The following is a 26,782-nucleotide window of genomic DNA, read 5'->3' on the forward strand; positions in this document are numbered from 1 at the left end:
TGCTTGGCTCAGGCGATCGACGCCGTCGGCACGAAGTCCGACGTGTCGGTGCTGGTGTAGTTGAAGGTGATGTCGCCCCAGGTGTCGAGGGCGGCGCGCAGCGGCTGGCACCACTTGGCGGCGTCGGCGAGGATCTGCGGGCCTTCGTTGGCGATGTCGCGGCCTTCGTTGCGGGCGAGCACCATGGCTTCGAGCGCGACGCGGTTGGCGGTGGCGCCGGCCTGGATGCCCATCGGGTGGCCGATGGTGCCGCCGCCGAACTGCAGCACCACCTCGTCGCCGAACAGGCCGAGCAACTGGTGCATCTGGCCGGCGTGGATGCCGCCGGAGGCGACCGGCATCACGCGCTTGATGCTGGCCCAGTCCTGGTCGAAGAACACACCGCGGGTGAGATCCTGCTTCGTCACCATGTCGCGGCAGACGTTGTAGAAGCCCTGCACCGTCATCGGGTCGCCTTCGAGCTTGCCCACCGCGGTGCCGGCGTGCAGGTGGTCGACGCCGGCCAGGCGCAGCCACTTGGCGATCACGCGGAAGCTCACGCCATGGTTCTTCTGCCGCGTGTAGGTGCCGTGGCCGGCGCGGTGCATGTGCAGGATCATGTCGTTGTCGCGGCACCAGTTGCTGATCGACTGGATGGCGGTCCAGCCGATCACCAGGTCGATCATGACGATGCAGGAGCCGAGGTCGCGGGCGAATTCGGCGCGCTTGTACATCTCCTCCATGGTGCCGGCGGTGATGTTGAGGTAGTGGCCCTTGGATTCGCCGGTCTGCGCGGCGGCCTGGTTCACGCCTTCCATGCAGTACAGGAAGCGGTCGCGCCAGTGCATGAAGGGCTGCGAGTTGATGTTCTCGTCGTCCTTGGTGAAGTCCAGCCCGCCTCGCAGGGCTTCGTACACCACGCGGCCGTAGTTCTTGCCCGACAGGCCGAGCTTGGGCTTCATCGTCGCGCCCAGCAGCGGGCGGCCGTATTTCTCCAGGCGCTCGCGCTCGACGACGATGCCGGTCGGCGGGCCGCGGAAGGTCTTCACGTAGGCCACCGGCAGGCGCATGTCTTCCAGACGAGCGGCCTTGAGCGGCTTGAAGCTGAACACGTTGCCGATGATCGAGGCGGTGAGGTTGGCGATCGAGCCTTCCTCGAACAGGTCGAGGTCGTAGGCCACCCAGCAGAAGTACTGGCCTTCCTGGCCGGGCACCGGGTCGATGCGGTAGGCCTTGGCGCGATACTTGTCGCAGGCGGTCAGGCGGTCGGTCCACACCACCGTCCAGGTGGCGGTGGAAGATTCGCCCGCCACCGCGGCGGCGGCCTCGATCGGATCGACGCCTTCCTGCGGGGTGATGCGGAAGACCGCGAGCACGTCGGTGTCCTTCGGCTCGTAGTCGGCATCCCAGTAGCCCATCTGGGCGTACTTCAGCACGCCGGCCTGGTAGCGCTTCTTCGGGTCGAGAATCTGCTGCGGGGTGTCTGCGGCGCCCATTGTCGTCTCCTCGGTGGGTGAATCCTTGGTGGTGGTGACTGGACAATAGGCCGATGCGTAAATAAGCTCCAATGACGTTTTATGGCGATTTGAAATAAGGTTTTCTGATGAAGCTTGCGCAACGCCTCACCCTCAAGCAACTGCGTGCCCTGGTGGCGGTGGCCGACAGCGCGAGCTTCACCCAGGCCGCACGCCTGCTGCACCTGACGCAGCCAGCGATCTCGATGCAGATCCGCGACATGGAGGACGTCGTCGGCCAGGTGCTGGTGGATGGCCGGCGCGAGATCCACCTGACCGCCGCCGGCGAGATCCTGCTGCGCGCCGCGCGCGAGGCGCTCGATGGCCTGGAGCGCGCCGAGGTGGAGCTGAAGGCGCGCATGGGCGTGGCGGCCGGGACGCTGGACGTGGTGGCGATCACCACCGCGGAATACTTCGTGCCGCACCTGCTGGCGGAGTTCGGTCGCCGGCATCCCGACATCGTCTTTCGCCTGACCGTCGACAACCGAGAGCGGGTGCATGCGCTGCTGCAGGAGAACCGCGTCGACCTGGCGATCATGGGCCAGCCCCCGCGCGGTATCGCCCTGCGGCGCATTCCCTTCGCACCGCACCGGCTGTCCTTCGTCGCGCGGCCGGACCACCGTCTCGCGGCGAAGCGCAACATCCCGGTAGCGGCCTTGTCCGACGAGCACCTGCTGCTGCGCGAGCAGGGCTCGGGTACGCGCGACAACCTCGAGCGTTTCCTGCGCGCCAACGGCGTCAAGCCGCTGGCGGCCGACCAGCTCGGGAGCAACGAGACCCTGAAGCAGGCGGCGATGGCCGGCATGGGCATCGCCTTCCTGTCGCATCACACCTTCGCCATGGAAGCGGAATACGGCCGCCTGCAGCGCCTCGACATCCAGGACACGCCGGTGATCCGCGAATGGAACGTGGTGGCCCGCGCCGACCGCCCGCTCACCCCCGCGCTGGAGGCGCTGCTGGAGTTCCTGCAGACGGAAGGGGCGGCGATGATGCGGGCGATGGAGCGGTGAAGGCACCTGTTGCACCTCCGGTTCCGCGTGCGCCCGGAGCTGGCCGGAGCCACATCGCCAGTTCATTGCTTGCGGCACTGAACTTGACTCAGGCTGTCTGAGTCATATGATCCGCAATATGAAGATATATCGGGTTGTGCTCGATACCAACATCCTGGTCGCGGCGGGACGAAGTCGCAAAGGTGCGTCCTTTGCGCTGCTCCAAGCTCTGCGCGGACGGAAGTTCGGGTTGCTCGCATCGGTTCCGCTGTTCGTGGAGTATGAGGCGGTGCTGAAGCGGCTGGATCAACTCGAGATCGGAAGCCGCGACGCTGCGATGATCGACGCCTTCCTCGATGCGCTTGCATTGGTGGTTGAGCCGGTCCACTTGCACTTTCTGTGGCGACCTCAGCTTCGCGACCCGGGCGATGAAATGGTGCTGGAAACCGCACTCAATGGTCGAGCCGATGCGCTCGTCACCTTCAACGTAAGGGACTTCTCCGCCGCTGAGCGCTTCGGCATGAAAGTCTGGACGCCCGGCCAGTTCCTGCAACGACTCTCCAAGGAGATCGACTGATGGCCAACTACGCGCTGCGCGTTCCAGACTCCCTGATGAATTACGCCCGCCAGGTGGCGGAGGAGGAGCACGTGTCGATGAACCAGTTCTTCGTCACTGCGATTGCCGAGAAGGTTTCCGCACTGAAGACAGAGGCTTATTTTCGCGAACGCCAGGCTCGCGGTGACATGGCCGGTTTCGATGCGTGGCTTGCTGCGAGCCCCGAGGCCGAACCAATGCCAGGAGACGAACTTCCTGGAGCTTGAACCTGCCGCGTGCTTCGAGGATGAGTCGGGTGCAGCCGGTGACTCTGTGGCTGGGGAATGCGGAAATGAAAACGCGCCCTGAGGCGCGTTTCGGATTGCGTCAGCAGGCCAGGCTCAGCGTACGACCTGGGTCAGCTCGCCGGCCTTGTAGCGTGCCGCGATCTTTTCCAGCGAGAGCGGCTTGATCCTGCTCGCCATGCCGGCGCAGCCGAAGGCCTCGAAGCGGGCCTTGCACACCAGCTTTGCGGCTTCGCGCGCGGGCTTGTTGAATTCGCGCGGGTCGAACTTGGACGGGTTCTCGAACAGGAACTTGCGGATCGCGCCGGTCATCGCCAGGCGGATGTCGGTGTCGATGTTGATCTTGCGCACGCCGTACTTGATCCCCTGCACGATCTCCTCGACCGGCACGCCGTAGGTTTCCTTCATGTCGCCGCCGTACTGGCGGATGATCGCGAGCAGCTCCTGCGGCACGCTGCTCGAACCGTGCATCACCAGGTGGGTGTTGGGGATGCGCGCGTGGATGGCCTTGATGCGGTCGATGGCGAGGATGTCGCCGGTGGGCTTGCGGGTGAATTTGTAGGCGCCGTGGCTGGTGCCGATGGCGATCGCCAGCGCGTCACAGTCGGTCTGCTTGACGAAGTCGGCGGCCTGGTCGGGGTCGGTGAGCAGCGCGCTGTGGTCGAGCTTGCCTTCCGCGCCGATGCCGTCTTCCTCGCCCGCCATGCCGGTTTCCAGCGAGCCCAGGCAGCCCAGCTCGGCTTCGACGGTGACGCCGATGGCGTGCGAGAACTTCACCACCTCGCGCGTGACGGCGACGTTGTAGTCGTAGGAGGAGGGGGTCTTGCCGTCTTCCATCAGCGAGCCGTCCATCATCACGCTGGAGAAGCCGGAGCGGATCGCGCCCATGCAGATCGCCGGGCTCTGGCCGTGGTCCTGGTGCATCACGACGGGGATGTGCGGGTAGGCTTCGATGGCGGCGTCGATCAGGTGGCGCAGGAAGGCCTCGCCGGCGTATTTGCGCGCGCCGGCCGAGGCCTGCATGATCACCGGGCTGTCGCACTCGGCTGCCGCTTCCATGATGGCCTGGACCTGTTCGAGGTTGTTGACGTTGAACGCGGGCAGGCCATAGCTGTGTTCAGCCGCGTGGTCGAGCAGCTGGCGCATGGAAACGAGGGGCATTTCTGATCTCCGAGGGGCCGGCCGGGGCCGGCAGTGCGGGTGAGGTAAAAGCTGAATTCTAGCCCGAGCATTCCGGCGCCGGAACGGGCCAACGAGGATAGTCACAAATGGCCGTGCGTGATCGCACGGAGGGATGCGCCCTCACTCCAGCGTGCCCGGCGCCGGATGATCCCCCACCCGCACGATCTTCAGCGTGTTGGTGCCGCCCGAAGCGCCGATCGGCTCGCCGATGGTGAGCACGATGAGATCGCCGTATTCCACCACGCCCTGCTCGAGCAGCACCTGCTCGGCTTCCCACAGCAGCACGTCGCGGTCGTGGTGGGTCTGGCTCATCAGCAGCGGATACACCTCGCGGTACAGCGTCATCTGGTTGCGCGCACGGATCTCGGGCGTCAGCGCATACACCGGCACGCCGCAGTTGAGCCGGCTCATCCACAGCGCGGTCGAGCCGGTCTGGGTGAGCGAGGCGATGGCCTTCACGTTGAGGTGATAGGCGGTCCACATCGCCGCCATTGCGATCGACTGGTCGATGCGGGTGAAGACGCGGTTCAGCACTTCACGGTCGAGGCTGACTTCGGCGGACTTTTCCGCTTCCAGGCAGACGCGGCTCATCGCCTCCACCACCTCGATGGGGAACTGGCCGGAGGCCGTCTCCGCCGACAGCATCACCGCGTCGGTGCCGTCGAGCACGGCGTTGGCCACGTCCGACACTTCGGCGCGCGTTGGCACCGGGCTGTTGATCATCGACTCCATCATCTGCGTGGCGGTGATGGTGAGCTTGTTGCGGTCGCGCGCGGCACGGAGCATCTTCTTCTGCAGCGCCGGCACTGCCGCGTCGCCCACCTCCACCGCGAGGTCGCCGCGCGCCACCATGATGCCGTCGGAGGCGTCGAGGATCTCGTCGAGGTTGGCCACTGCCTCGGTGCGCTCGATCTTGGCGATCAGCAGCGCATCGGCGCCGGCCGCGCGCATCAACTGACGTGCCATGTACATGTCGGCGGCGCTCTTGGGAAAGGACACGGCGACGAAATCGACGCCGATCTGCGCCGCGGTCTTGATGTCGTCCATGTCCTTGGCGGTGAGCGCCGGCGCGGTCAGACCGCCGCCCTGGCGGTTGATGCCCTTGTTGTTCGACAGCTCGCCGCCCACCTTCACCACGGTGCGGATCTCGTGGCCGACGACCCGCGTCACCCCCAGCTTGAGCCGTCCGTCGTCGAGCAGTAGCACGTCGCCCGTCTTCACGTCCTTGGGCAGGTCCTTGTAGTCCAGCCCCACGCGTTGTGCGTTCCCCAGTTCGCAGCGGGCGTCGAGAATGAACTCGGCGTCCTTTTGCAGTGTCACCTTGCCATCGGCGAAGCGGCCGACGCGGATCTTCGGGCCCTGCAGGTCGGCGAGGATGCCGACCGGGCGGCCGGCCCGTGCCGAGGCTTCGCGCACGGCCTCGGCGCGGGCGATGTGATCCTCGGTCTTGCCGTGGGAGAAGTTCATGCGCACCACATCGATGCCGGCGTGCACCATGCGCTCCAGCACCTGCGGATCGGTCGAGGAAGGGCCCAGCGTGGCGACGATCTTGGTGTGGCGCGGCATGTTGTCTCCCGTGATTGTGCTTTTCGGATCCCCGCATTCTAGCGCCCGTCGCTTGGAGCGTTGGCCGGGTGCTGCGACGGTTTCTTGCCGACAGGCTGCGCTTCGCTGTCCTATAATGATGTCATCTGGATTGGGGGGCTGATCATGGCGGAAGGGATTGTTTGGGGCGCGCTGGCACTCATCCTGGTCACGGCGATGGTGCGTTTCTTCGGCCGCAGCAAGCCTGCGCCTAGCGAACCGGTCGCGTTGCGTGAGCTTCATCCGTACCACTGCGTGTCGATCAAGTCGGCTTCGAATGCCTGTGCAGTGGCAAGACGGTTGGAAGGCTTGCGCTTCCTCGCCCATGAGGCGCCGACGCTGCCGCTGCCGGGCTGCAGCGCGCTCAATTGCACTTGCACATACGCGCATCACGACGACCGCCGCCACCATGCGCGCCGCAATATCTGGTCGCCCCGGCCGCAGCACGGCGCCCCGGACGCCGAGGGGGAACTCGACCGTCGCGCCACTGCGGGTCGGCGCAAGACCGACGGGGTATTCCACCCCGCGAGTTGAGGCCTGCTGGCGCCGGGTTCGCGTGCTGTGGGTTCAGCGCAGCGCGCGAGCGATGAAGTTGCGCGGCACCCGGCTGCGTGGCACGCGGCCGTCGAACCAGGCGCGCACATCCTCGTCCAGGCCGATGCCGTGCATGTAGTTGTACAGCGCCTTGTTCAAGGCAATGCCCAGCGTGGCGTGGTCGGTGCCGGTAGGGTCGATGAAGCCGACGTCGTTCTTGGCGAAGCTGATCGGCGGCAGTGGCTTCAGCGTCACGCCGAACTCTTCGGGCTGCTGGCCGACCGGCGAATGCACGGTACAGGCGAAGCGGTGGAAGAATCCCGAGTGGATGCAGCCGGCCGCGAACAACTGGCGCACGTATTCGAGTGCATCCACGGTGTCCTGCACGGTCTGCGTCGGGAAACCGTACATCAGGTAGGCGTGCACCAGGATGCCGGCTTCCGCAAAACCGTGGGTGACGCGTGCCACCTGTTCCACCGACACGCCTTTTTTCATCAGCTGCAGCAGCCGGTCCGAGGCGACTTCCAGGCCGCCGGAGACGGCGATGCAGCCGCTGTCGGCCAGCAACTGGCACACCTCGGGTGTGAACGACTTCTCGAATCGGATGTTGCCCCACCACGAAATTGCGCGCTTGCGCTCGAGCAGCTCGAGCGCGAGCGCCTTCAGCGCTTTCGGCGGTGCGGCCTCGTCGACGAAGTGGAAGCCGCTCTGGCCGGTTTCGGCGATGATCGCCTCGATGCGGTCCGCCAGGGTTGATGCGGTGGCGCCGTCGTAGCGCGAGATGTAGTCGAGGCTGATGTCGCAGAAGCTGCACTTCTTCCAGTAGCAGCCGTGCGCCACGGTGAGCTTGTTCCAGCGCCCGTCGGACCAAAGGCGGTGCATCGGGTTGAGCATGTCGAGGACCGACAGGTAGCGGTCGAGCGGCAGGGCGTCCCAGGTGGGCGTGCCGACTTCGGCGAAGGGAACGTCGGGTTCGGCGAAGTTGATGTAACGCACCTGCCCGCTTTCCGCATCGCGCGCGAAGGTGCGCACCAGGCGCTGGCGCGAGCGCTTTCCGGCCAGGTGCTCGAGCAGCGCCAGCAGCGGCCGTTCGCCGGCATCCAGCGTGACGTAGTCGAAGAAATCGAACACGTGCGGCTCGGCCAGCTCGCGCAGTTCGGTGTTTACGAAGCCGCCACCCAGCACGGTGACGATGGCCGGGTCGAAGGCCTTTGCCGCCTGGGCGATGCGGAACGCGCCATACACCGACCCGGGGAAAGGCACCGACAGCAGCACCACGGAAGGTGCATGGCGTTCGAGCGCAGCGAGGGTGAGTTGCCGCAGCGTGTCGTCGACCAGGTTCGGCTGGGCGGACAGCGCGGTGGCCAGCGGCTCGAAGCTGGGCTGGCTCTGCGCCAGGGATTCCGCATAGCGCACGAACTCGAAGCGCGGATCCACTGCGTCGCGCAGGACGTCGGCAAGGTCGTTGAGGTAGAGCGTGGCCAGGTGACGGGCGCGGTCCTGGGTGCCCAGCGCGCCGAAGGCCCAGGCCAGCGGATCGCCGCCGGTCGGGTCGTCCGGATCCACGTACACATCGAGCGCATCGAAGCGCGGCCCTTCGGGCAAGAAGGCGCGGCTGGCGATGCGGTGCGCAATCGTGGTGTCGCGCCCCTGCAGGAAGGCAATCACCGGATCGATCGTCGCGCGGTAGCGGTCGAAATGCTCGAGGAAGAAGCTCACCATCGCCGAGCGCTTGCGGGCCGGCACGGCCTGGGCGCGTTCGCGAATCTGCTCCAGCCCTTCGTGGCTGAACAGTTCGAGCACCAGCGCCAGCGCGAGATCCTCCTGCACCGCATCGATGCCACGCGAACGTAGGAAGCCGGTGATGTAGGCGGTGGAAGGGTAGGGCGTGTTCAACTGCGTCATCGGCGGGATGACGGAGAGCACGCGTTGCGGCTGCGGACAGGGGAGGTGTGTGTCGGTCAAGGCTGGCAGCGGATCGGGGCGAAGGTGTGAACGATAAATCCACTCGGGCCCAATTGGCCTGTTTCCGTCGCAGGTGACGAGGCGATCCGTCCGTCTGCTGTTGCCTCGAACCGGGTCTTAGGGCTTCGCGGGCGGGGCGTAGGTCCGCACACCGATGCCGAGTTCCTTCATCAGTTGGCGACTGGATTCGGTCTCGTCGTTCACAAAGCGCGCGAATTGCGCTGGCGTCATCGACATCGGTTGTGCGCCGGCCTTGGTGAGCTTCTCGCGTACGTCCGGTGCAGCGAGCGCCAGATCGACATCCTTCGCAATCTTGTCGATCACCGCGGCCGGCACCCCGGCAGGCGCCCACAAGCCGAACCAGGCGGCACTTTCCATGTTCTTCACGCCCGCCTCGGCCATCGTCGGTACCTGCGGCAGTTGAGGTACGCGCTGAGCGCTGGTTACCGCGAGCGCTGCCAGTTTGCCGTCGCGGATCGCCGACATGGCACCGGCCACCGGCGGGAACCAGAAGGCCGCGTCGCCCTTCGCTACTGCTTCGTTGGCTTCGACGAGTGACTTGTAGGGAACGTGGGTGGCGCTGACGCCGGCCTGCTTGCGGAACTGCTCGGCGACGAAATAGATCTGCGTCGTGGGACCCAGCGAGCCGAACTTCAGCGGCGTCATGCGGGCCTTCGCTGCGAGTTCGGCGACGCTCTTCACGCCCAGGGACGCCGAGGTGACGAGCGCGAACGGCTGCTTTGCGAACGGTGCGACGGCGACCAGATCCTTGTCCGGATCGTATGGCAGGCCGGAGTACAGACCGGCGTCAACCGCGTAGGACACCGAATGGACCAGCAGCGTATAGCCGTCGGCCCGCGCCTTGGCGACCGCGTCGACGCCCGGAATGGTCGTCTGGCCGGGACGGTTCTCGACCGAAACCGGCTGCCCCCACGTTTGTGCCAGCTTGTCCACGACGATTCGTCCGACGATGTCCGCCGCATTGCCGGCCGGGTAAGGAATGATGACCTTCACCGGTTGCGCCGGAAACGTCGGTGCATTGCCCACCGATGCGCACCCCGCGATGCTCAGCGCGACGATACAGGCCGCAGCGATTCTGGATTGCTTCATGGTTTGCTCCTCCCCTGACAGACGATGACGACCCGCAGCGAACCGGATGCTCGATATCCTGAGTGTGGGTGTCTGAAGTAACGGATCAAGTCTGCACTCGGAGCACTTCAGGCGATCTGATGCTTGTCAAATCAATGCGTTGATCAGGTCCATGCGTCCATTTTGAGCATACCTTCGCCGGTGTGGCAGCGCGTTCGCCACAATCACCACAGAACGAGCGACAGCATGATCGAGATGGCGGGTTTGTTCGATGAAGCGGCAAACCGGGGTCAAGATGATCCCGGGCCATCTTTTCGACCAACGAGGCTAGCCGTTAGTGCAACGCCGGCAAGGCGCTCTCGATGCATCGCGATCATGCGTACTAGTAGGCGGCTGCGCCCGCTTCTTGACTCAATGCCGCCTGCTCGCACAGAATCATGCCAATCCACGATCACGGCCCTGTAGGGTCTGAGAGCTGCCTTCACGCAGATTCAAGGTTTATGTTTTGCGGGGGTTTGGCAACCTTGGCTGCTCGGCATGTGCGGTATGCACTGCGGTGATCAAGACCGGGAAGTCGGCGTCCAACCGCTTCGGACCGTATACAGGAAGCCACCCAAGGCTGTCGTACGGCATTACCTGAAAGGGTCATGCCATGCCTGTCAAAAACGCCATTGTCAAAGGGACTACGCTCGCGGCGCACAAGCAACTCTCCTATGAGAGCCCTCTCGCCGCTTGGCTTCTGAGTGACGGTTGGGAAGTCCTGATACCTGCAATCGATCACGGCAAGAAGACGGATCTCGTCATCGCTGACGACACTCGCTATTACCGCATTCAGGTCAAGAGTCTCGAGTCCGCCGCAGAAAACGTCAGAGTAGAGAACAGGTGGAAGGGCGCGAAGATCGACTACGTGGTGTACTTTTCCCGCACAGCTGACTGGGGGTACATCACGCCGGCTTTTGAGGAGGACACGAAGCCGTTGAACGCGCCGGACCATCTGCGATTCCATCTCCACCCGAAGAATTTCCTTAAGGCCTTTGCGCGGATATGAGCCGCGGAAGTTTACGCTTCGTCGGCGCGGATCAATCTCGTCAGCCCAGCGACTGCGAACATTGGGTCGGAACGGTGATTCATAAGGTGGCGGTTCGAACAGCGACTCGCGAGATATTCGATTCTTCTACTGGTTCTGTCGGGTCACCTCTGGAGGAACGTCGCGCGTCGACATTCCTCTGGTGCCGTAGCGTCTCGGGTCAGTTGTATCACCGGGCACGCAGCATCTTCTGACCCTGCGTGCCTGCGGCCGACGGGTCTCAGTCCGCGTAACGTGCCTCGAGCGCCGCGATCGCCGGCAGGGTCTTGCCTTCCAGGAATTCGAGGAAGGCGCCGCCGCCGGTGGAGATGTAGCCCACGTCGTCGGCGATGTGGAACTTGGCGATGGCCGCCAGCGTGTCGCCGCCGCCGGCGATGGAGAAGGCTTCGGAGTGGGCGATGGCCGAGGCCATCATCTTCGTGCCGCCGGCGAACTGGGCGTGTTCGAAGACGCCGACCGGCCCGTTCCAGACGATGGTGCCGGCGTGCGCGATGATGTCGGCGAGCTTGGCAGACGTCTTGGGGCCGAAGTCGAGGATGCGGTCGTGCGGGCCGACTTCATCCACCGAGATGCGGTTGGCACGCGCCAGCGCCGACACTTCGTCGGCCACCACCACGTCGGTGGGCAGCGGCACTTCGGCGCCGCGCGCCTTCATGATGTCCATCACCTGCTGCGCCTCGCGCACCATCTCCGGCTCGGCGAGCGATTCGCCGATGCGCTTGCCCGCCGCCAGCAGGAAGGTGTTGGCGATGCCGCCGCCGACGATGAGCTGGTCGACCTTGTCGGCCAGGGTCTTGAGGATGGTGAGCTTGGTGGACACCTTAGCGCCGCCGACGATCGCCACCAGCGGCCGCGCGGGGTTGTGCAGCGCCTTGGACAGCGCATCGATCTCGGCACCCATCAGGATGCCGGCGCAAGCCACCGGGGCGAAACGGGCGATGCCGTGGGTGGTGGCTTCGGCGCGGTGGGCGGTGCCGAAGGCGTCGTTGACGTAGACATCGCACAGCGCGGCCATCTTCTTCGCCAGCTCTTCGTTGTCCTTCTTCTCGCCCTTGTTGCAGCGGCAGTTCTCCAGCAGGAGGACTTCGCCCGGCTTGGCCTCGAAGCCGCCATCCACCCAGTCCGCGACCAGGCGCACCGGCTTGTTCAGCAACTGCCCCAGGCGCACCGCGACCGGAGCCAGGGTGTCGTCGGGACCGACGGTGCCCTCGGTCGGGCGGCCGAGGTGGGACGTGACCATGACTGCGGCGCCGTTGTCCAGGCAGTACTGGATCGACGGGATGGAGGCGCGGATGCGGGTGTCCTCGGTGATGTTGCCGGCGTCGTCCTGCGGCACGTTGAGGTCGGCGCGGATGAACACCTTCTTGCCGCGCACGTCGAGGTCGGTGAGTTTCTTGACTTGCATGATTCGCTTCGGTCTCGTGAAAACGCCCTGCGGGGCAGGGCGTCGGTTCGACTGGATGTCCGTGTTACTTGGCGTTGGCGAAGGCGCGCGCGGCGTCGAGCATGCGGCAGGAGTAACCCCACTCGTTGTCGTACCAGGCCAGCACCTTGACCAGCACCGAGCCGTCTTCGCCCTTGATGACGCGGGTCTGGGTCGCGTCGAAGGTGGAGGACACGGTGGTGTGGTTGAAGTCGGAGGACACCAGCGGCTCGGTGTTGACGGCCAGGATGCCCTTCAGCGGGCCGTTGGCCGCGGCGGTCATCAGCTCGTTGATCTCTTCCTTGGTGGTGGTGCGCTCGGCGGTGAAGGTGAGGTCGACCAGAGAGACGTTGATCGTCGGGACGCGCAGCGCGAAGCCATCGACCTTGCCGGCGAGCTGCGGCAGCACCAGGCCGACGGCCTTGGCGGCGCCGGTCTTGGTCGGGATGATGTTGGCGGCGGCGGCGCGCGCGCGGCGCAGGTCCTTGTGGCGCACATCCACGGTCACCTGGTCGTTGGTGTAGGCGTGGATCGTGGTCATCAGGCCCTGCTTGATGCCGACGCTGTCGGCCAGCACCTTGGCGACCGGGGCCAGGCAGTTGGTGGTGCACGAGGCGTTCGAGACGACGGTCATGTCGCCCTTCAGCACTTCCTCGTTCACGCCCATCACGATGGTGGTGTCCACGTCGTCACCGCCCGGGGCGGAGATCAGCACGCGCCGGGCGCCCTGGTCGAGCAGGGCCTGCGCCTTGGCCTTGGTGGTGTAGGCGCCGGTGCATTCGAGCAGCACGTCCACGCCATGGCTGCCCCAGTTGACGCCCTTCGGGTCCTTGGTGGAGTAGAAGGGGATCTTCTTGCCGTCGATGATGATGATGTTCTCACCCTCGGTGTCGACCGAGGTGGCGAAGCGGCCGTGGGTGGTGTCGTACTTGAGCAGGTGGGCGTTGGTGGTCAGATCGCCGGAGGCGTTGATGGCGACCACTTCGAATTCGTTCTGCAGCCCCTGCTCGTAGATGGCGCGCAGCGTGCAGCGACCGATACGACCGAAACCGTTGATGGCGACCTTGATGCTCATCGATGCTTCTCCCTGAGATAACGGCGAAAAACCGGATGTTGATGTTTGCTGATGCCCTGCCGGCTCGCGCCGGACCGCGCCCTGATGTGCTGCGGGAGCGGTCCGTCTCCGGAGCCGCTCCCGCGCGAGGTTCTCGTCAGAGCACCGATTTCACTGCCTGCACCACCGCATTCGCGGTGATGCCGAAATACTTGAACAGCTCGCCCGCCGGGGCCGATTCGCCAAAGCGGTCGATGCCGATCACACGGCCTTCGAGCCCGACGTACTTGTACCAGCCGTCGGTGCAGCCGGCCTCGACAGCGACGCGCGGCAGGCCGGCGGGCAGCACGCCGGCCTTCCAGGCCGCGTCCTGGCGGTCGAACACGTTGGTCGAGGGCATGGACACCACGCGCACTGCAATGCCTTCGTCGGCCAGCGCCTGTTGCGCCGCCATGGCCAGCGCGACTTCCGAGCCGGTGGCGATGATCACCGCACGGGCCTGGCCGGGCGCTTCGGACAACACGTAGCCACCCTTGCGGATCGCCGCGACCTGCTCGCTGCTGCGCACCTGGAAGGGCAGGTTCTGGCGCGAGAAGCACAGCGACGATGGGCCCGTCTTGCGCTCGATGGCGCAGGCCCAGGCGACCGCCGATTCGGTGGTGTCGCAGGGACGCCAGACGTCCATGTTGGGGATCAGGCGCAGCGTGGCGGTCTGCTCCACCGGCTGGTGCGTCGGGCCGTCCTCGCCGAGGCCAATCGAATCGTGGGTGAACACGAAGACCTGGCGCAGCTTCATCAGCGCCGCCATGCGCAGCGCGTTGCGCGCATATTCGCTGAACATCAGGAAGGTGGCGGTGTAGGGAATCAGCCCGCCGTGCAGCGCGATGCCGTTGGCGATGGCCGCCATGCCGAACTCGCGCACGCCGTAGTAGATGTAGTTGCCGCCGCTGGTCTTGCTGACGCCCTTCGCGCCCGACCACAGCGTGAGGTTGGAGCCGGCGAGGTCGGCCGAGCCGCCGATGAGTTCGGGCAGCTTGGGGGCGAAGGCTTCGATCGCGTTCTGGCTGGCCTTGCGCGTGGCGATGGTCTCGGCCTTGTCGGCGATCTTCGCCAGCACCGCTTCGACGTGCTGCGGCCATTCCGCCGGCAGTTCGTTGTCGATGACGCGGCGCTTGAACTCGGCGGCCAGTTCGGGGAAGGCGGCCTGGTAGGCGGCGAACTTGGCGTTCCAGTTGGCTTCGAGCACGCCGCCGTTGGCACGTGCGTTCCAGGCGGCATAGACGTCGGCCGGGATGTGGAAGGGCGGGTGCGTCCAGCCGATGTGGGCGCGCGCGGCCTCGATCTCGGCGGCGCCCAGCGGCGCGCCATGCACGTCGTGGCTGCCCTGCTTGTTCGGTGCGCCGGCGCCGATCACCGTCTTGCAGCAGATCAGCGTCGGGCGGGTGGTGTCGGCCTTCGCCTGCTCGATGGCAGCTTCGATCGCCTCCGGGTCGTGGCCCTCTACGTCGCGGATCACCTGCCAGCCGTAGGCTTCGAAGCGCTTGGGCGTGTCATCGGTGAACCAGCCTTCGACGTGACCGTCGATGGAAATGCCATTGTCGTCGTAGAAGGCGGTGAGCTTGCCCAGGCCCCAGGTGCCGGCGAGCGAACAGGCCTCATGCGAGATGCCTTCCATCAGGCAGCCGTCACCGAGGAAGACCCAGGTGCGGTGGTCAACCACGGTGTGGCCCGGGCGGTTGAACTCGGCCGCCAGCACCTTCTCGGCCAGCGCCATGCCCACCGCATTGGTGATGCCCTGGCCGAGCGGGCCGGTGGTGGTCTCGATACCGGGGGCGTAGCCGTATTCGGGGTGGCCCGGGGTCTTGCTGTGCAACTGGCGGAAGCGCTTGATCTCCTCGATCGGCAGGTCATAGCCGGTGAGGTGCAGCAGCGCGTAGAGCAGCATCGAGCCGTGGCCGTTGGACAGCACGAAACGGTCGCGGTCGGCCCACTTCGGGTTGGCCGGGTTGTGCTTCAGGTGGCGGCGCCACAGCACTTCAGCGATCTCGGCCATGCCCATCGGCGCGCCGGGATGGCCTGAATTGGCCTGCTGCACGGCATCCATGGCCAGGGCGCGGATCGCGCCGGTGATTGGATTGAAGACGGGGGAACGGGCTGCGCTCGAAGACGACATGGCGTGGTGGGCCGACGCGGGGCTCAATGGCTAAAGCGCGAATTATCCTTGATTGCGCGGGTGTTTGGTAGGACGACGGTCACGATCCCGCCGCGGAGTGCGCCGCTGGGAACCGCCCGCTGCATGGCTGCCGGGTCGCGCCCCGCAGTGCGATAATGTCGCGTCGGGCACGCCGGCCTGCGGGCGCAGTCGGGCGCGCCCGGTGCAAGAGTGGGAGGAATCATGAGCCACAAACACCTGCATCTTCTGCGCGCGATCTATCAGGATCCGCCCAGCGGCAACATCCACTGGCGCGAGGTGGAGTCGCTGCTGACCCACCTCGGCGCGACGGTCGAACCGGCCCACGGCGCGCGTTTCCGGGTCGTGCTGAACCACATGGAAGTCTTCCTGCATCATCCGCACAACAGCAGCACCTGCGGCAAGCAGGACATCAAGACCCTGCGCGAATTCCTTGCCCGGGCCGGCGTCACGCTCGCCAGCTACGAAGGCAGCCAGCACTGAGCCTGTCGTCCGCCGCGGCATCACAGATGCTTGCGGCGCCGCTCCGTCAGCTTCCAGATCAGCGGCGTGAGGATGAGCTGCATCGCCAGGTCGAGCTTGCCGCCGGGGATGACGATGGTGTTGGCGCGGCTCATGAACGAGTCGTGGATCATGCGCAGCAGGTAGGGGAAATCCACGCCGCGCGGATCGCGGAAGCGGATCACCACCAGCGATTCGTCCTGCGTGGGCACTTCGCGTGCAATGAATGGATTGGACGTGTCGACCACCGGCACGCGCTGGAAGTTGATGTGGGTGCGCGAGAACTGCGGCACGATGTAATGAACGTAATCGTGCATGCGGCGCAGGATGGTGTCGGTCACCGCCTCGGTGGAGTAGCCGCGAGTGCGCTTGTCGCGGTGCAGCTTCTGGATCCATTCGAGGTTTACCACCGGCACGACGCCGATCAGCAGGTCGACATATCGGGTGACGTCGACCCGATCGGTGACGACCGCGCCGTGCAGCCCCTCGTAGAACAGGCAGTCGGTTCCGACGGGGAGGTCTTCCCATGGCGTGAACGTGCCCTGTGGCTGGCCCCAGGCGACGGCCTCGCTCTCGAAGTGGATGTAGTGGCGGCGGCGGCCGATGCCGGATTCGCCATAGCCGCGGAACAGCGCCTCGAGCTCCTCGAAGGCGTTGGCTTCCGGTCCGAAGTGGCTGATGCCGCGCTGACCGACGCGCTCGGCATCCTCGATCAGCGCGTTCATCTCGCTGCGGGTGTAGCGATGGAAGCTGTCGCCTTCGACGATCGCGGCGTTCACCTCCTCGCGGTGGAAGATGGCTTCAAACGTGTGCTTGACCGTCGTGGTGCCGGCGCCGGATGAGCCGGTTACGGCGATGATCGGGTGCTTCTTGGACATGGATGTGCTCCGTTCGACCGTGCTCAGGACCGGCCCTTGAGCCAGGCGGACCATTCGGCGAACAGGGTGGGGCTGGCCGCCGCGATCACGCCACGCTTGACCGCCGGGCCAGCCATCAGCGTGCCGCCGTCGAGCGCGGCAGCGGAGCCGCCCGCTTCGGCGAGGATCAGCGCGCCCGCGGCATAGTCCCACAGCATCTGGCCGCCGTGCAGATAGACGTCGAGGCGGCCGGCGGCGACGAAGCACCATTCCAGCGCGCTGGAGCCGAAGTTGCGTTGCGAATAGTAGGGTGGCCTGACGGCCAGCTCGTCGGCGAGGCGATTGCTGACGCGCTTGAAATCGACGCCAGCCACGGCGTCGGCAACCTGCGTCGCCGGGGCGCGCAGCGGCAGCGCAACGCCGTTCAGAAACGCACCGGCGCCGCGCGCTGCATAAAAGGCTTCATCCGTCACCGGATTGTAGACGACGCCGAAATCCGGCTGATGATCCACCAGGTAGGCGATGGACACCGCGAAGAAGGGGATGCCGTTGGCGAAATTGGTGGTGCCGTCGATCGGGTCGATGCACCACAGGCCGTCGCGGCCGGTGCTCCACAGGCGGGCTTGCTGCTCCGCGCTCATTTCCTCGCCGAGCACGGCGCCGGGCAGGAGCTGCGGCAGCGCCTCGGTGAAGCGCTGCTGCGAGGCGATGTCGGCCTCGGTGAACAGGGAGCCGTCACTCTTGCGGTTGCGCGCCGACTTCAGGTAGCGCGGCAGGATCTCCTCGCGCGCGATGTCCCGCACGACCGATTCGAGGGCGCGCGCCTGGGTCAGGCGGCTGCTTGCGTTGTTCATCTCGGGCCTCTGGCGGTGATGTCCAGTAGAGGCGAGGCCAGGGCCGCGCCTGCACCGGACGTATCGCCCCGCATCGGCGACGCGCGCGGCGCGGCGTCTTCACTTCGGGGCGGGCTTATAATTTTACGATGATTTCCCGCTTTCATTTCCCGACGCCCGTGCCGCATGCCGGCGAGATCGAGCTGCCCGAGTCCGTCGCCCATCACGCGGTGAGGGTGCTGCGCCTGGGCGATGGCGATCCGCTGGTGTTGTTCGACGGTGCCGGTGGAGAAGTCGAGGCGCGCCTGGTGCTGCGTGGCAGGACGGCTTTTGCCGCGCTTGGCGGCTACCGCGAGCCGCAGCGCGAGTCGCCGCTGCGCCTGGTGCTGGTGCAGGCGCTGGCCACCGGCGACAAGATGGACTGGATCGTGCAGAAGGCGGTGGAGCTGGGCGTGTCGGCCATACAGCCGATCCAGGCCGAGCGCTCGGTCCTGCGCCTTGCTGGCGAGCGTGCCGACAAGCGGCGTGCGCACTGGCAGCAGGTGGCCGTTTCGGCCTGCGAGCAGTCGGGCCGCAATCGCGTACCGGAAGTGGCGGCGCCGCTGCCGCTCGCACAGTGGCTCGGGCGCGAATCCGCAGCGGTGCGCTACGTGCTTGCGCCCGGCGGCGAATCAGTCCTCGGAGCAGGGCCAGCGCCGGCGGTCGAGGTGCACTTGGCGATCGGGCCGGAAGGCGGATGGACGGAGTCCGAGCTGGCAGCCTGCCGTGCTGACGGTTGCATTGCCGTCGGCCTTGGTCCGCGCGTGCTGCGCACCGAGACCGCGGGCCTGGCGGCGATCTCCGTGCTGCAGGCACGCTGGGGCGATCTCTGAGCGGTAGCGCCGGCCGCCGCATTTCGCTGTGGCGTGCCCCGGACAGGCGGCGCGATGCCGCCCGAGGCGTATGGCTTCCGCTAGAATCGCGGCAATCACAAACAGTCCGGCGAGGCGGTGGCCAAGGCCTCGCCGGTGCAACGATGCGGTGAGCGCTTGAACGCCGATTCCCTGCCTGTCCCGGCCGCTGCAGCGCCGGCAGATTCCACTTCGCAATTCGTCGCCTGGGTGCGGGGCGCGGCGCCCTATATCCACGCCTTTCGCGGCAAGACCTTCGTGCTCGGTTTCGGCGGCGAGGTCGCGGCCGGCGAGCGTGCCCAGACCCTGGCCTACGACTGCAACCTGCTCGCCGCGCTGGGCATCCGCCTGGTGCTGGTGCATGGCGCCCGCCCGCAGATCGACACCGAACTGGCGCGGCGCGGCCTCGAGCCGCGCTTTCACCAGGGGCTGAGGGTGACCGATGCCGCCGCGCTGGAGTGCGTCAAGGCGGCGATGGCGGTGACGCGTTTCGAGGTCGAGGCGCTGCTGTCGCAGGGATTGCCGAACACGCCGATGGCCGGCAGCTACATGCGCGTGACCGGCGGCAACTTCATCACCGCGCGGCCAGTGGGCGTGGTCGATGGCGTCGATTACCAATACACCGGTGCAGTGCGCCGCATCATCGCCGAGGAGATCAACGCCGACCTCGACCAGCAGAACGTGGTGCTGATCACGCCGTTGGGCGTGTCTCCGGCCGGCGAGATCTTCAACCTCGCGATGGAGGAGGTGGCCGAGGCAGTGGCGGTTGCGCTCAAGGCGGAAAAGCTGATCTACCTGTGCGATGCGCCCGGTCTGCTCGACAGCGACGGCCGCCTGATCGAGTCGGTGACGGCCGACGAGGCGCAGCAGAAGCTCGATGCGCGCGAGGGGCTCACCGAGGATCTGCACCTGTACCTGCCGTGTGCGATCCGGTCGGTGCGACGCGGCGTGTCGCGCTGTCACCTCATCGACCGCGACAAGGATGGCGCGCTGCTGCTCGAGTTCTTCACGCGGGCGGGTGTCGGCACCGTGGTGTCGCGCGATCCGCTGTTCCGCCTGCGCGAGGCCACGATCGACGACGTCGGTGCGCTGGTTTCGCTGATCTCGCCGATGGAGGCCGACGGCACGCTGGTGCGACGGGGGCGCGAGTTGCTCGAGCAGGAAATCGAGCGCTTCACCGTGGTCGAGCACGACGGCGTGCTGGTCGGCTGCGCGGCGCTGTACCCTTTCAGCGAGGAGAACGCTGCCGAACTCGCCTGCCTGGCGGTGACGCCCGAATATCGTCGCGCCGGCCTCGGCGATCAACTGCTCAAGCGCATCGAGCGGCGCGCCCGGGTGCAGCGCCTGGAGCGCCTGTTCGTACTCACCACGCGCACCGCGCACTGGTTCCGCGAGCGCGGTTTCTCCGAAACCGGCCCCGAGACGCTGCCGCAGAAGAAGCGCGATCTGTACAACTACCAGCGCCGTTCCAAGGTCTTCGTGAAGTCGCTATGACGATCGCCGTCGCCGCTCGTGTGCGCAGCCGATGAGGCGGGACGCGTGATGAAGGGCGGGGAGCTCTCCCTGCTGCGCCGGGTTGCCGAAGGCATCCATGGCGTGGAGGCGCTGCTCGATGCCGACGCCCGGCTGCTGTGGATCAGTCCGTCGATCGAGCGCGTCACCGGTCGCACGCCAGCGCAATGCCTGGCCGCCCGTGACGCGATCGAACTTCTGGTGATGGATTCCGACCGCGAATACGGCCGCCGCCTTTTTGCGCAGGGTTTGTCCGACAGTGCGGCGCAGGACGCGGAACTGCGCTTCTCCCGCGCCGACGGCAGCGTGGTGTGGATGGCCACCCACTGGCGACGGGTCGATGAGGACGCAGGGGCGTCGCCGCTGCTGCAGTTGTCGGCCGAGGAGATCCAGTCGCGCAAGGAAACCGAGTACAAGCTGCTGGAGACGGTGGCCGAGCTGCGTCGTGCCCAGGCGCTGCGCGAGCATTATCTGCTGCGCAGCAACGACGAGCGCCAGCGACTTGCGGCCCTGCTGAACCTGATCCGGCTTGGCATCCTGTTCATCGACAACGACCGTCGCGTGCTCTACGCCAACCGCGCGATGCTCGAGATCTGGGGCTATCCGCCCGACACCAACCTCATCGGCACGCGCGAGGCAGTGCTCAAGGCGTCGGGAGCGCCGCTGCTGGTCGAGCCCGAGGCCTTCCTTGCCCATCTCGACCATGTCGTCGCGAACCACCTCGCGGTCAGCGAGCCGTTCGAGATCCGCTTCCGCGATGGCCGCATCGTGACCGACATGTCGGCGGTGGTGGGGGGGGGACAGCAGGAGCATGCCATCGGACGGCTCTGGATCTACGAGGACATCACTGAGTCGCGCCGGGTTTCGGAACAACTGGTGGCGCTTGCGGAACGCGACCCGCTCACCAACCTGTACAACCGGCGCCGCTTCCACGAGGAGCTCGAGCGCATGCTCGTCGATGCCTCGCGGCGCAACGGCAAGGTGGGCCTGGTGGCGGTCGATCTTGACGGTTTCAAGCCGATCAATGACGCCTTCGGTCACCAGGCCGGCGACGAGGTTCTGGTGGGCCTGGCCGAGGGTGTGAGGCGCATCATCCGCCGCAACGAGATGCTCTTTCGCCTCGGGGGTGACGAATTCGCGCTCCTGGTGCCGGACACGGATACTCACGGCCTGTCCGAGCTCGCCACCCGCCTGCGCGAGGGCATCGCGGCGCTGCCGTTCACGTTCGAGGGCCGTGAGGTGGGCGTCACCGCCAGCATCGGCATGGCGATCTTTCCCGAGCACGCGGCCGACGCCGGAGGCTTGATCGCGGCCGCCGACGAGGCGCTGTATCGCTCGAAAAGCGAAGGACGCAACCGCTGGACGTTGTCGTCGCGCCGGGTGGGCGAGTTGGGGCCACATTCGGGCTAGAATGCGGCCTCGGCTTCTTGATGAATCATTCTGAGGATTGAACGATGGCGCGCATGGTGAACTGCGTGAAGCTCGGCCGCGAGGCCGAAGGGCTGGATCTTCCCCCGGTTCCGGGCGAGATGGGCAAGCGGATCTTCGACAGCGTGTCGAAGGAGGCCTGGCAGCAATGGGTCAAGTACCAGACCATGCTGATCAACGAGAACCGCCTGAACCTGATGGATGCGCGGGCCCGCAAATATCTCGCCGAACAGATGGAAAAGCACTTCTTTGGCGGTGGTGCCGACCAGGTCAGCGGCTACGTGCCGCCTGCGCAGTAAGCGCGCCAACCATCGGCTCCCGCTTGCGGGCGGCCGGCGGATGGCACAAAGCAGAAGGGGATGGCCGGTGGCCATCCCCTTCTGCTTTGTGGATGCGGCTCGGAACGCTCAGGACTCCTTGTTCCTGGCGGCTTCCTTCGCGATCGATTTTTCGTAGCGCACGTCGCTGCCCTGAACGAGGAAGACCACGAACTCGGCGATGTTCTTGGCGTGATCGCCGATGCGCTCGATCGACTTGGCGATGAACAGCAGATCGAGGCTGTTGGTGATGGTGCGCGGGTCTTCCATCATGAACGTGATGAGCTGGCGCATCGTGCCCTTGAAATTGGCGTCGACTTCCGCGTCCTGCAGCTTGATCGTGTTGAGGCTGGATGCGTCGGCACGGGCGAAGCCATCGAGTGCGCCGCGCAGCATCTCGAGCGCGATGTCTGCGCTGTGGCCCAGTTCCACGCGCGGTGCAATGGGCTGGTCGCCGCCATGCAGGCGTTTGGCGGCCTTGGCGATCTTCTTCGCCTCGTCGCCGATGCGCTCGAGGTCGGAAGCCGATTTCACCACGGTCATCACCAGGCGCAGGTCCACCGCGGTCGGCTGGCGCTTGGCGATGATGTGGTTGCACTCCTCGTCGATCTGCATCTCGAGCAGATTGATGCGGTGATCGCTCTCGATCACCTGATCGAGCAAGGCGATGTTGCCCGACTTCAAGCCTTCCATCGCGTTCGCCACCTGGGTCTCGACCAGGCCGCCCATCTTGAGCACGCCGCTGCGTACCGCCTCGAGTTCGGAGTCGAACTGCCGGTAAGTGTGTTCGTTCATTGTTGCCATGATCCAGTCCAGGACGCTGTAGGTTACCAGCCGAATATTAATCTCTTGTTGCGTCGGGGGATGCGTCGCGCGCGAGGCGCTCGACTCCGCCGGCGCCCGCCAGCAGCAGCACGTCCGCGCCGCGACTGGCGAACAGCCCGTTGGTGACGACGCCCACGATCTGGTTGATCTCGCCTTCGAGTGCGCACGGATCGGTGATGGCGAGTCCGTGCACGTCGATGATCAGGTTGCCGTTGTCGCTGACGAAATTCTCGCGCACACGCGGCTGTCCGCCGAGCCGGGCCAGCTCGCGGCTCACGTGCGCGCGGGCCATCGGAATCACTTCGACGGGCAGCGGAAAGCGGCCCAGGGTGTCGACGCGCTTGCTGGCGTCACAGATGCAGACGAAGCGATCTGCCACCGCCGCGACGATTTTCTCGCGTGTCAGCGCGCCGCCGCCGCCCTTGATCATGCAGAAGCGGCCGTCGATCTCGTCCGCACCATCCACATAGACCGGAATCCGGTCGATGCCGTTCAGGTCGAACACCGGGATGCCGTGCGCTGCCAGCCGCGCGGAACTTGCCTCGGAGCTGGAGACGGCGCCGCGGATACGCGAACGGATCGTCGCCAGCCCGTCGATGAAGTGATTGACGGTCGAGCCCGTGCCGACGCCGACGATGGTGTCGTCGACGATGTAGTCGAGGGCGGCGAGCGCCGCGGCTTTCTTCAGTTCGTCCTGTGTCATCGGGTCTTCCGGTTGCAAGGCGTGAGGATGTGGGAACAGCGCGTTCCGGGCTCAGACGAGTCCGGAGAAAGGCTGAACGAGGACCGGTTCGCCGGGTTCGATGCCGCCGCAGTCTTCGGGCAGCACGATGAAGCAGTCGGCTTCGGACATCGAGCGCAGCACGCCCGAGCCCTGCGCGCCGGCCAGCGTCACCGACAGTCGTGCGCCCTCGCGCAGCAGCTTGCCGCGCATGAACTCGCAGCGGCCCGGCTGCTTGCGGATGGCCACCGCGCAGGGCACTGCAAAGTGCTGTGGCGCCGGGAGCGGAGACACGCCCATCATCTGCAGCAGGGCGTCCTGCACGAACTGGTAGAAGGTCACCAGCACCGCCACCGGGTTGCCGGGCAGGCCGAACAACACCGCGTTGCCGATGCGGCCGAAGGCCATCGGCCGGCCGGGCTTGATGGCCAGCTTCCAGAACGCGACTTCGCCCATGCGCGACATCATGTCGCGGATGAAATCCGCTTCACCCACGGAGACACCGCCACTGGTGATCACGACGTCGGCTGCGCTGCAGGCGTCGCGGAAGGCATCTTCCAGGGCGGCCGGGTCGTCGGGCACCACGCCCATGTCCAGCAACTCGCAGCCCAGCCGGCTGAGCGCACCAAACAGGGTGTAGCGGTTGCTGTCGTACACCTGGCCAGGCGCCAGCGGGCGGCCGATGGAGGCGATCTCGTCGCCGGTGGAAAAGAAGGCGACCCGCAGGCGCCGCCGCACCGTCACCTCGGCGATGCCGAGCGAGGCGATGAGGCCGAGCTCGGCCGGCCCGCAGCGCGTTCCGGCCGCCAACGCCACGCCGCCCAGCGGCAGGTCCTCGCCGGCACGGCGCAAGTTCTGGCCCGCTTTCTGTCCCGGAGGAACGAAGATGCGGTCCGCCTCGCGGCGAACCACTTCTTGCACGACGATGGTGTCGGCGCCTTCAGGAATCGCGGCCCCGGTCATGATTCGCACGGCCTGGCCGGCGCCGACGATGCCGGAAAAAGGCTGGCCGGCGAAGGCCGTGCCCACCACATGCAGTGCGGTGTCTCCCTCGGCTGACAGGTCGGCGGCGCGCACCGCGTAACCGTCCATGGCCGAGTTGTCGTGCGCGGGCACGTTGCACGGCGCGATCACGTCCTCGCACAGCACGCGGCCGAGCGCGGCGCGCACGGCGACGCGTTCCCATCCACTGACCGGGGAGATGCTGTCGAGAATGATCCTGCGTGCGGCGGCGACACTGACCTGGTTGCGTTCAGTGTCTGCGGGGCGGTCCTTGGGCATCTGTGGTGATCCGTGTTGCGATCGACGGTGCAATTGGTTTCCTTTTACCACAATGTGGTGCCGCAGAGGCAGCACAGCGGGGGAGGCGCAGCGGCTTTGGTAGACTTGCGCGCATGAACGCATCGATTCACGACGCCGCACTCCACGCCCTGTTGCTGTGTGATCCGGACGAAAAATGCGCAGCAACGCAGGCAGTGCATTCGGCCTGCACGCAGGGGGGGCTGCAGGTGGTGCCAGGGCCGGACCGCGCCGAACCGATCATCGTGCCGGGGCGGCCGCGGCGGCCGATCCTGGTCGACGGCCGCGATGTGCCCCGGCGCGGCATCGGCAGCCGCGAGGGGCATGCGGCGCTGCTGCACGCCATCGCGCATATCGAATTCAACGCGATCAATCTTGCGCTCGATTGCGTGCATCGCTTCCGCAGCATGTCGCCCGCCTTCCACCACGACTGGCTGCGGGTGGCGGCCGAAGAGGCTCACCATTTCGGCCTGGTGCGTGCGCGCCTGCAGGCGCTCGGTTTCGATTACGGCGATTTTCCCGCGCACAACGGCCTGTGGCTGATGGCCTGCCGCACTGCGCATGACCTGCTGGCACGCATGGCGCTGGTCCCCCGCGTGCTGGAGGCGCGCGGCCTGGATGCGACGCCGCCCATCATGGCGAGGCTGAGATCGATTGGCGACGATCGGAGCGTTGCGGTGCTCGAAGTCATCCTTCGCGATGAGATCGGCCATGTCGCCATCGGCGACCGCTGGTTCCGGCTCCTGTGCGCACAGCGCGGCCTGGAGCCGGAAGCCACTTACCTCGCGTTGATCGACAGTTTCGATGCGCCACGACCACATCCGCCGCTGCATCGCGAGGCGCGGCGTGCGGCGGGGTTCAGCGATGCGGAGCTCGACGCCCTGTCCGGCGGGCGTTGAGGAGCACGCTGGCGCGGCGCCTTGCGGGGGCACGGCTTCGGAGGGCAGGCGCGCGGGCGCAGCAACGGGCGCTGCGCCACGCGGCTCACAGCGAGCCGTATGAGTGCAGGCCCGACAGGAACATGTTGACGCCGAGGAAGGCAAACGTGACCACGACGAGGCCGACCACCGCCCACCACGCCAGCATCGATCCGCGCAGGCCCTTGGTCAGGCGCATGTGCAGCCAGGCGGCGTAGTTCAGCCACACGATCAGCGCCCAGGTCTCCTTCGGGTCCCACTGCCAGTAGGTGCCCCAGGCTTCGGCCGCCCACAGTGCGCCGAGGATGGTGGCGATGGTGAAGAAGGCGAAGCCGATGGCGATCGCCTTGTACATCACGTCTTCCAATACCCGCAGCGGCGGCAGGCGGCTGGCGAGCACGCCGCGCTCGGCCAGCAGATAGGCGCTGCCCACCATTGCCGACAGGGCGAAAGCCCCATAGCCGATGAAGTTGGTTGGGACGTGCACCTTCATCCAGTAGGACTGCAATGCCGGGATCAGCGGCTGGATCTGGTGGGCTTCGCGCGTGAAGGTGTACCACAGCAGGAAGCCCACTGCGGCCGAGATCACCGTCAGCACGAAGGCGCCCAGCCGTCGCGTGCCATAGCGCAGCTCGTAGTATAGGTAGAGCAGCGCGGTGAGCAGGCTGAACAGCACGAACACTTCGTACAGGTTGCTGATGGGGATGTGGCCGATGTCCGGCCCGATCAGGTAGGACTCGTACCAGCGCACGAAGAGCCCGCTGGTGCCCATGGTCACCGCCGCCCAGGTCAGCACGTTGCCGGTCTTTTCGGCGAAGTCCGAGCGCAGCGCGAGCCCCAGCCAGTAGGCCGCGGTGGCCATGAAGATCAGCGCGCTCATCCACATGATCGCGGTCTGGCTGGAGATCAGGTACTTGAGCAGGAAGGACTGTTCCGCACGCGCAAGCTCACCCTGATAGAGCGAGATGCTCGCCAGCGATACTGCCGCGACGGCCGCAAGGAAGGGGCGAAACGCCTTCCAGTGCCAGCCGACCGCCATCAGGATGGGGACGTGCAGCAGCAGGATGCCCTTGTCGTAGACGTCCATCGATGCACCGTACTGCTGCAGCGCAAAGAATGCGCCGAGCACCAGTGCGGCGGCATAGAGCCAGTCGCCAAGGCCCAGGCTGCGCAGCCAGTCTCCAGAACGTGGCACGGCGCCGCCGGGTTGCGGTTGGTGGGAGATGCGGGCCAGTTCCATCATGCGTCTCG

Annotated in this window: 25 protein-coding genes; 11 read left to right on the forward strand and 14 right to left on the reverse strand. The window is 66.3% G+C overall.

Going from position 1 to position 26,782, the window contains the following annotated elements; genetic code table 11:
• Positions 1-8: 8 nt before the first annotated feature.
• Positions 9-1,475, reverse strand: a complete 1,467-nt coding sequence (locus tag GH664_RS00975; protein ID WP_153166280.1) for a form I ribulose bisphosphate carboxylase large subunit — start codon at positions 1,473-1,475, stop codon at positions 9-11.
• A 107-nt stretch (positions 1,476-1,582) separates the two neighbouring features.
• Between GH664_RS00975 and GH664_RS00980 the strand changes: the two genes are divergently transcribed.
• The 3 genes from GH664_RS00980 to GH664_RS00990 all read left to right on the forward strand — a co-directional run bounded on the left by GH664_RS00980 (position 1,583) and on the right by GH664_RS00990 (position 3,304).
• Positions 1,583-2,503: a LysR substrate-binding domain-containing protein gene (locus GH664_RS00980; protein ID WP_153166281.1), complete on the forward strand. Its 921-nt coding sequence runs from the start codon at positions 1,583-1,585 to the stop codon at positions 2,501-2,503.
• A 106-nt stretch (positions 2,504-2,609) separates the two neighbouring features.
• The gene (locus GH664_RS00985) at positions 2,610-3,059 is read left to right on the forward strand and encodes a putative toxin-antitoxin system toxin component, PIN family (protein ID WP_228111315.1); all 450 of its coding nucleotides are present in this window, start codon (positions 2,610-2,612) and stop codon (positions 3,057-3,059) included.
• Complete coding sequence (locus tag GH664_RS00990; protein ID WP_153166282.1) at positions 3,059-3,304, forward strand: hypothetical protein; 246 nt, start codon at positions 3,059-3,061, stop codon at positions 3,302-3,304. Before GH664_RS00985 ends, GH664_RS00990 begins: the two co-directional genes overlap by 1 nt.
• Before the next feature lie 114 nt (positions 3,305-3,418).
• Here GH664_RS00990 and fba read toward each other — a convergent pair whose 3' ends face one another.
• Together fba and pyk are read right to left on the reverse strand one after the other, a co-directional pair.
• A complete protein-coding gene (fba, locus tag GH664_RS00995) occupies positions 3,419-4,483 on the reverse strand; it encodes a class II fructose-bisphosphate aldolase (protein ID WP_153166283.1) in 1,065 nt (354 codons plus the stop codon).
• A 141-nt stretch (positions 4,484-4,624) separates the two neighbouring features.
• Entirely contained in the window at positions 4,625-6,070 is a 1,446-nt protein-coding gene (gene pyk, locus GH664_RS01000) for a pyruvate kinase (protein WP_153166284.1), read from the reverse strand.
• Between the two features lie 84 nt (positions 6,071-6,154).
• Between pyk and GH664_RS01005 the strand changes: the two genes are divergently transcribed.
• The gene (locus GH664_RS01005; protein ID WP_153166285.1) at positions 6,155-6,622 is read left to right on the forward strand and encodes a hypothetical protein; all 468 of its coding nucleotides are present in this window, start codon (positions 6,155-6,157) and stop codon (positions 6,620-6,622) included.
• A 33-nt stretch (positions 6,623-6,655) separates the two neighbouring features.
• On the opposite strand, the gene GH664_RS01010 is transcribed toward GH664_RS01005, so the two are convergent.
• Positions 6,656-8,527: a radical SAM protein gene (locus GH664_RS01010; protein ID WP_153166472.1), complete on the reverse strand. Its 1,872-nt coding sequence runs from the start codon at positions 8,525-8,527 to the stop codon at positions 6,656-6,658.
• Between the two features lie 177 nt (positions 8,528-8,704).
• The gene (locus GH664_RS01015; protein ID WP_153166286.1) at positions 8,705-9,697 is read right to left on the reverse strand and encodes a tripartite tricarboxylate transporter substrate binding protein; all 993 of its coding nucleotides are present in this window, start codon (positions 9,695-9,697) and stop codon (positions 8,705-8,707) included.
• A 631-nt stretch (positions 9,698-10,328) separates the two neighbouring features.
• Here GH664_RS01015 and GH664_RS01020 point away from each other — a divergent pair.
• Positions 10,329-10,724 carry a group I intron-associated PD-(D/E)XK endonuclease gene (locus GH664_RS01020; RefSeq protein WP_153166287.1) on the forward strand — a complete coding sequence of 132 codons (396 nt, stop codon included), beginning with the start codon at positions 10,329-10,331 and terminating at the stop codon, positions 10,722-10,724.
• A 259-nt stretch (positions 10,725-10,983) separates the two neighbouring features.
• Here the strand turns inward: GH664_RS01020 and GH664_RS01025 are convergent, their stop codons facing one another.
• From GH664_RS01025 to tkt, 3 genes are all read right to left on the reverse strand, one after another.
• The gene (locus GH664_RS01025) at positions 10,984-12,168 is read right to left on the reverse strand and encodes a phosphoglycerate kinase (protein WP_153166288.1); all 1,185 of its coding nucleotides are present in this window, start codon (positions 12,166-12,168) and stop codon (positions 10,984-10,986) included.
• A 64-nt stretch (positions 12,169-12,232) separates the two neighbouring features.
• On the reverse strand, positions 12,233-13,261 hold the full coding sequence (gene gap / locus GH664_RS01030; protein ID WP_153166289.1) for a type I glyceraldehyde-3-phosphate dehydrogenase: 1,029 nt from the start codon (positions 13,259-13,261) through the stop codon (positions 12,233-12,235).
• Positions 13,262-13,397: 136 nt separating this feature from the next.
• A complete protein-coding gene (gene tkt, locus GH664_RS01035) occupies positions 13,398-15,413 on the reverse strand; it encodes a transketolase (protein ID WP_153166290.1) in 2,016 nt (671 codons plus the stop codon).
• Between the two features lie 222 nt (positions 15,414-15,635).
• On the opposite strand from tkt, the gene GH664_RS01040 reads away from it, so the two are divergent.
• The gene (locus tag GH664_RS01040) at positions 15,636-15,914 is read left to right on the forward strand and encodes a type II toxin-antitoxin system HicA family toxin (protein WP_153166291.1); all 279 of its coding nucleotides are present in this window, start codon (positions 15,636-15,638) and stop codon (positions 15,912-15,914) included.
• Positions 15,915-15,934: 20 nt separating this feature from the next.
• Here GH664_RS01040 and GH664_RS01045 read toward each other — a convergent pair whose 3' ends face one another.
• Together GH664_RS01045 and GH664_RS01050 are read right to left on the reverse strand one after the other, a co-directional pair.
• Entirely contained in the window at positions 15,935-16,810 is an 876-nt protein-coding gene (locus tag GH664_RS01045; RefSeq protein WP_153166292.1) for a phosphoribulokinase, read from the reverse strand.
• A gap of 23 nt (positions 16,811-16,833) precedes the next feature.
• Complete coding sequence (locus GH664_RS01050) at positions 16,834-17,643, reverse strand: inositol monophosphatase (protein WP_153166293.1); 810 nt, start codon at positions 17,641-17,643, stop codon at positions 16,834-16,836.
• 128 nt (positions 17,644-17,771) lie between these two features.
• On the opposite strand from GH664_RS01050, the gene GH664_RS01055 reads away from it, so the two are divergent.
• The 4 genes from GH664_RS01055 to GH664_RS01070 all read left to right on the forward strand — a co-directional run bounded on the left by GH664_RS01055 (position 17,772) and on the right by GH664_RS01070 (position 21,751).
• On the forward strand, positions 17,772-18,494 hold the full coding sequence (locus GH664_RS01055; protein ID WP_153166294.1) for a 16S rRNA (uracil(1498)-N(3))-methyltransferase: 723 nt from the start codon (positions 17,772-17,774) through the stop codon (positions 18,492-18,494).
• Between the two features lie 156 nt (positions 18,495-18,650).
• The gene (gene argA / locus GH664_RS01060) at positions 18,651-20,006 is read left to right on the forward strand and encodes an amino-acid N-acetyltransferase (RefSeq protein WP_194270288.1); all 1,356 of its coding nucleotides are present in this window, start codon (positions 18,651-18,653) and stop codon (positions 20,004-20,006) included.
• A 48-nt stretch (positions 20,007-20,054) separates the two neighbouring features.
• The gene (locus GH664_RS01065; protein ID WP_153166474.1) at positions 20,055-21,434 is read left to right on the forward strand and encodes a diguanylate cyclase; all 1,380 of its coding nucleotides are present in this window, start codon (positions 20,055-20,057) and stop codon (positions 21,432-21,434) included.
• Positions 21,435-21,478: 44 nt separating this feature from the next.
• Entirely contained in the window at positions 21,479-21,751 is a 273-nt protein-coding gene (locus GH664_RS01070) for an oxidative damage protection protein (RefSeq protein ID WP_153166295.1), read from the forward strand.
• 108 nt (positions 21,752-21,859) lie between these two features.
• On the opposite strand, the gene phoU is transcribed toward GH664_RS01070, so the two are convergent.
• Genes phoU through glp form a run of 3 tightly spaced genes read right to left on the reverse strand, consistent with a single transcriptional unit; the run spans position 21,860 to position 24,596 of the window.
• Positions 21,860-22,564 carry a phosphate signaling complex protein PhoU gene (gene phoU / locus GH664_RS01075; protein ID WP_153166296.1) on the reverse strand — a complete coding sequence of 235 codons (705 nt, stop codon included), beginning with the start codon at positions 22,562-22,564 and terminating at the stop codon, positions 21,860-21,862.
• A 46-nt stretch (positions 22,565-22,610) separates the two neighbouring features.
• A complete protein-coding gene (rpiA, locus tag GH664_RS01080) occupies positions 22,611-23,297 on the reverse strand; it encodes a ribose-5-phosphate isomerase RpiA (RefSeq protein ID WP_153166297.1) in 687 nt (228 codons plus the stop codon).
• A gap of 51 nt (positions 23,298-23,348) precedes the next feature.
• Complete coding sequence (glp, locus tag GH664_RS01085; RefSeq protein ID WP_153166298.1) at positions 23,349-24,596, reverse strand: gephyrin-like molybdotransferase Glp; 1,248 nt, start codon at positions 24,594-24,596, stop codon at positions 23,349-23,351.
• A 113-nt stretch (positions 24,597-24,709) separates the two neighbouring features.
• On the opposite strand from glp, the gene GH664_RS01090 reads away from it, so the two are divergent.
• A complete protein-coding gene (locus GH664_RS01090) occupies positions 24,710-25,513 on the forward strand; it encodes a ferritin-like domain-containing protein (protein WP_153166299.1) in 804 nt (267 codons plus the stop codon).
• A gap of 85 nt (positions 25,514-25,598) precedes the next feature.
• Here the strand turns inward: GH664_RS01090 and ccsB are convergent, their stop codons facing one another.
• Entirely contained in the window at positions 25,599-26,774 is a 1,176-nt protein-coding gene (ccsB, locus tag GH664_RS01095) for a c-type cytochrome biogenesis protein CcsB (protein ID WP_228111317.1), read from the reverse strand.
• Positions 26,775-26,782: the final 8 nt, after the last annotated feature.

Origin of the sequence: Thauera sp. 2A1 (genome assembly GCF_009469595.2) — a bacterium.
In the GTDB taxonomy this organism is placed as follows: Bacteria; Pseudomonadota; Gammaproteobacteria; order Burkholderiales; family Rhodocyclaceae; genus Thauera.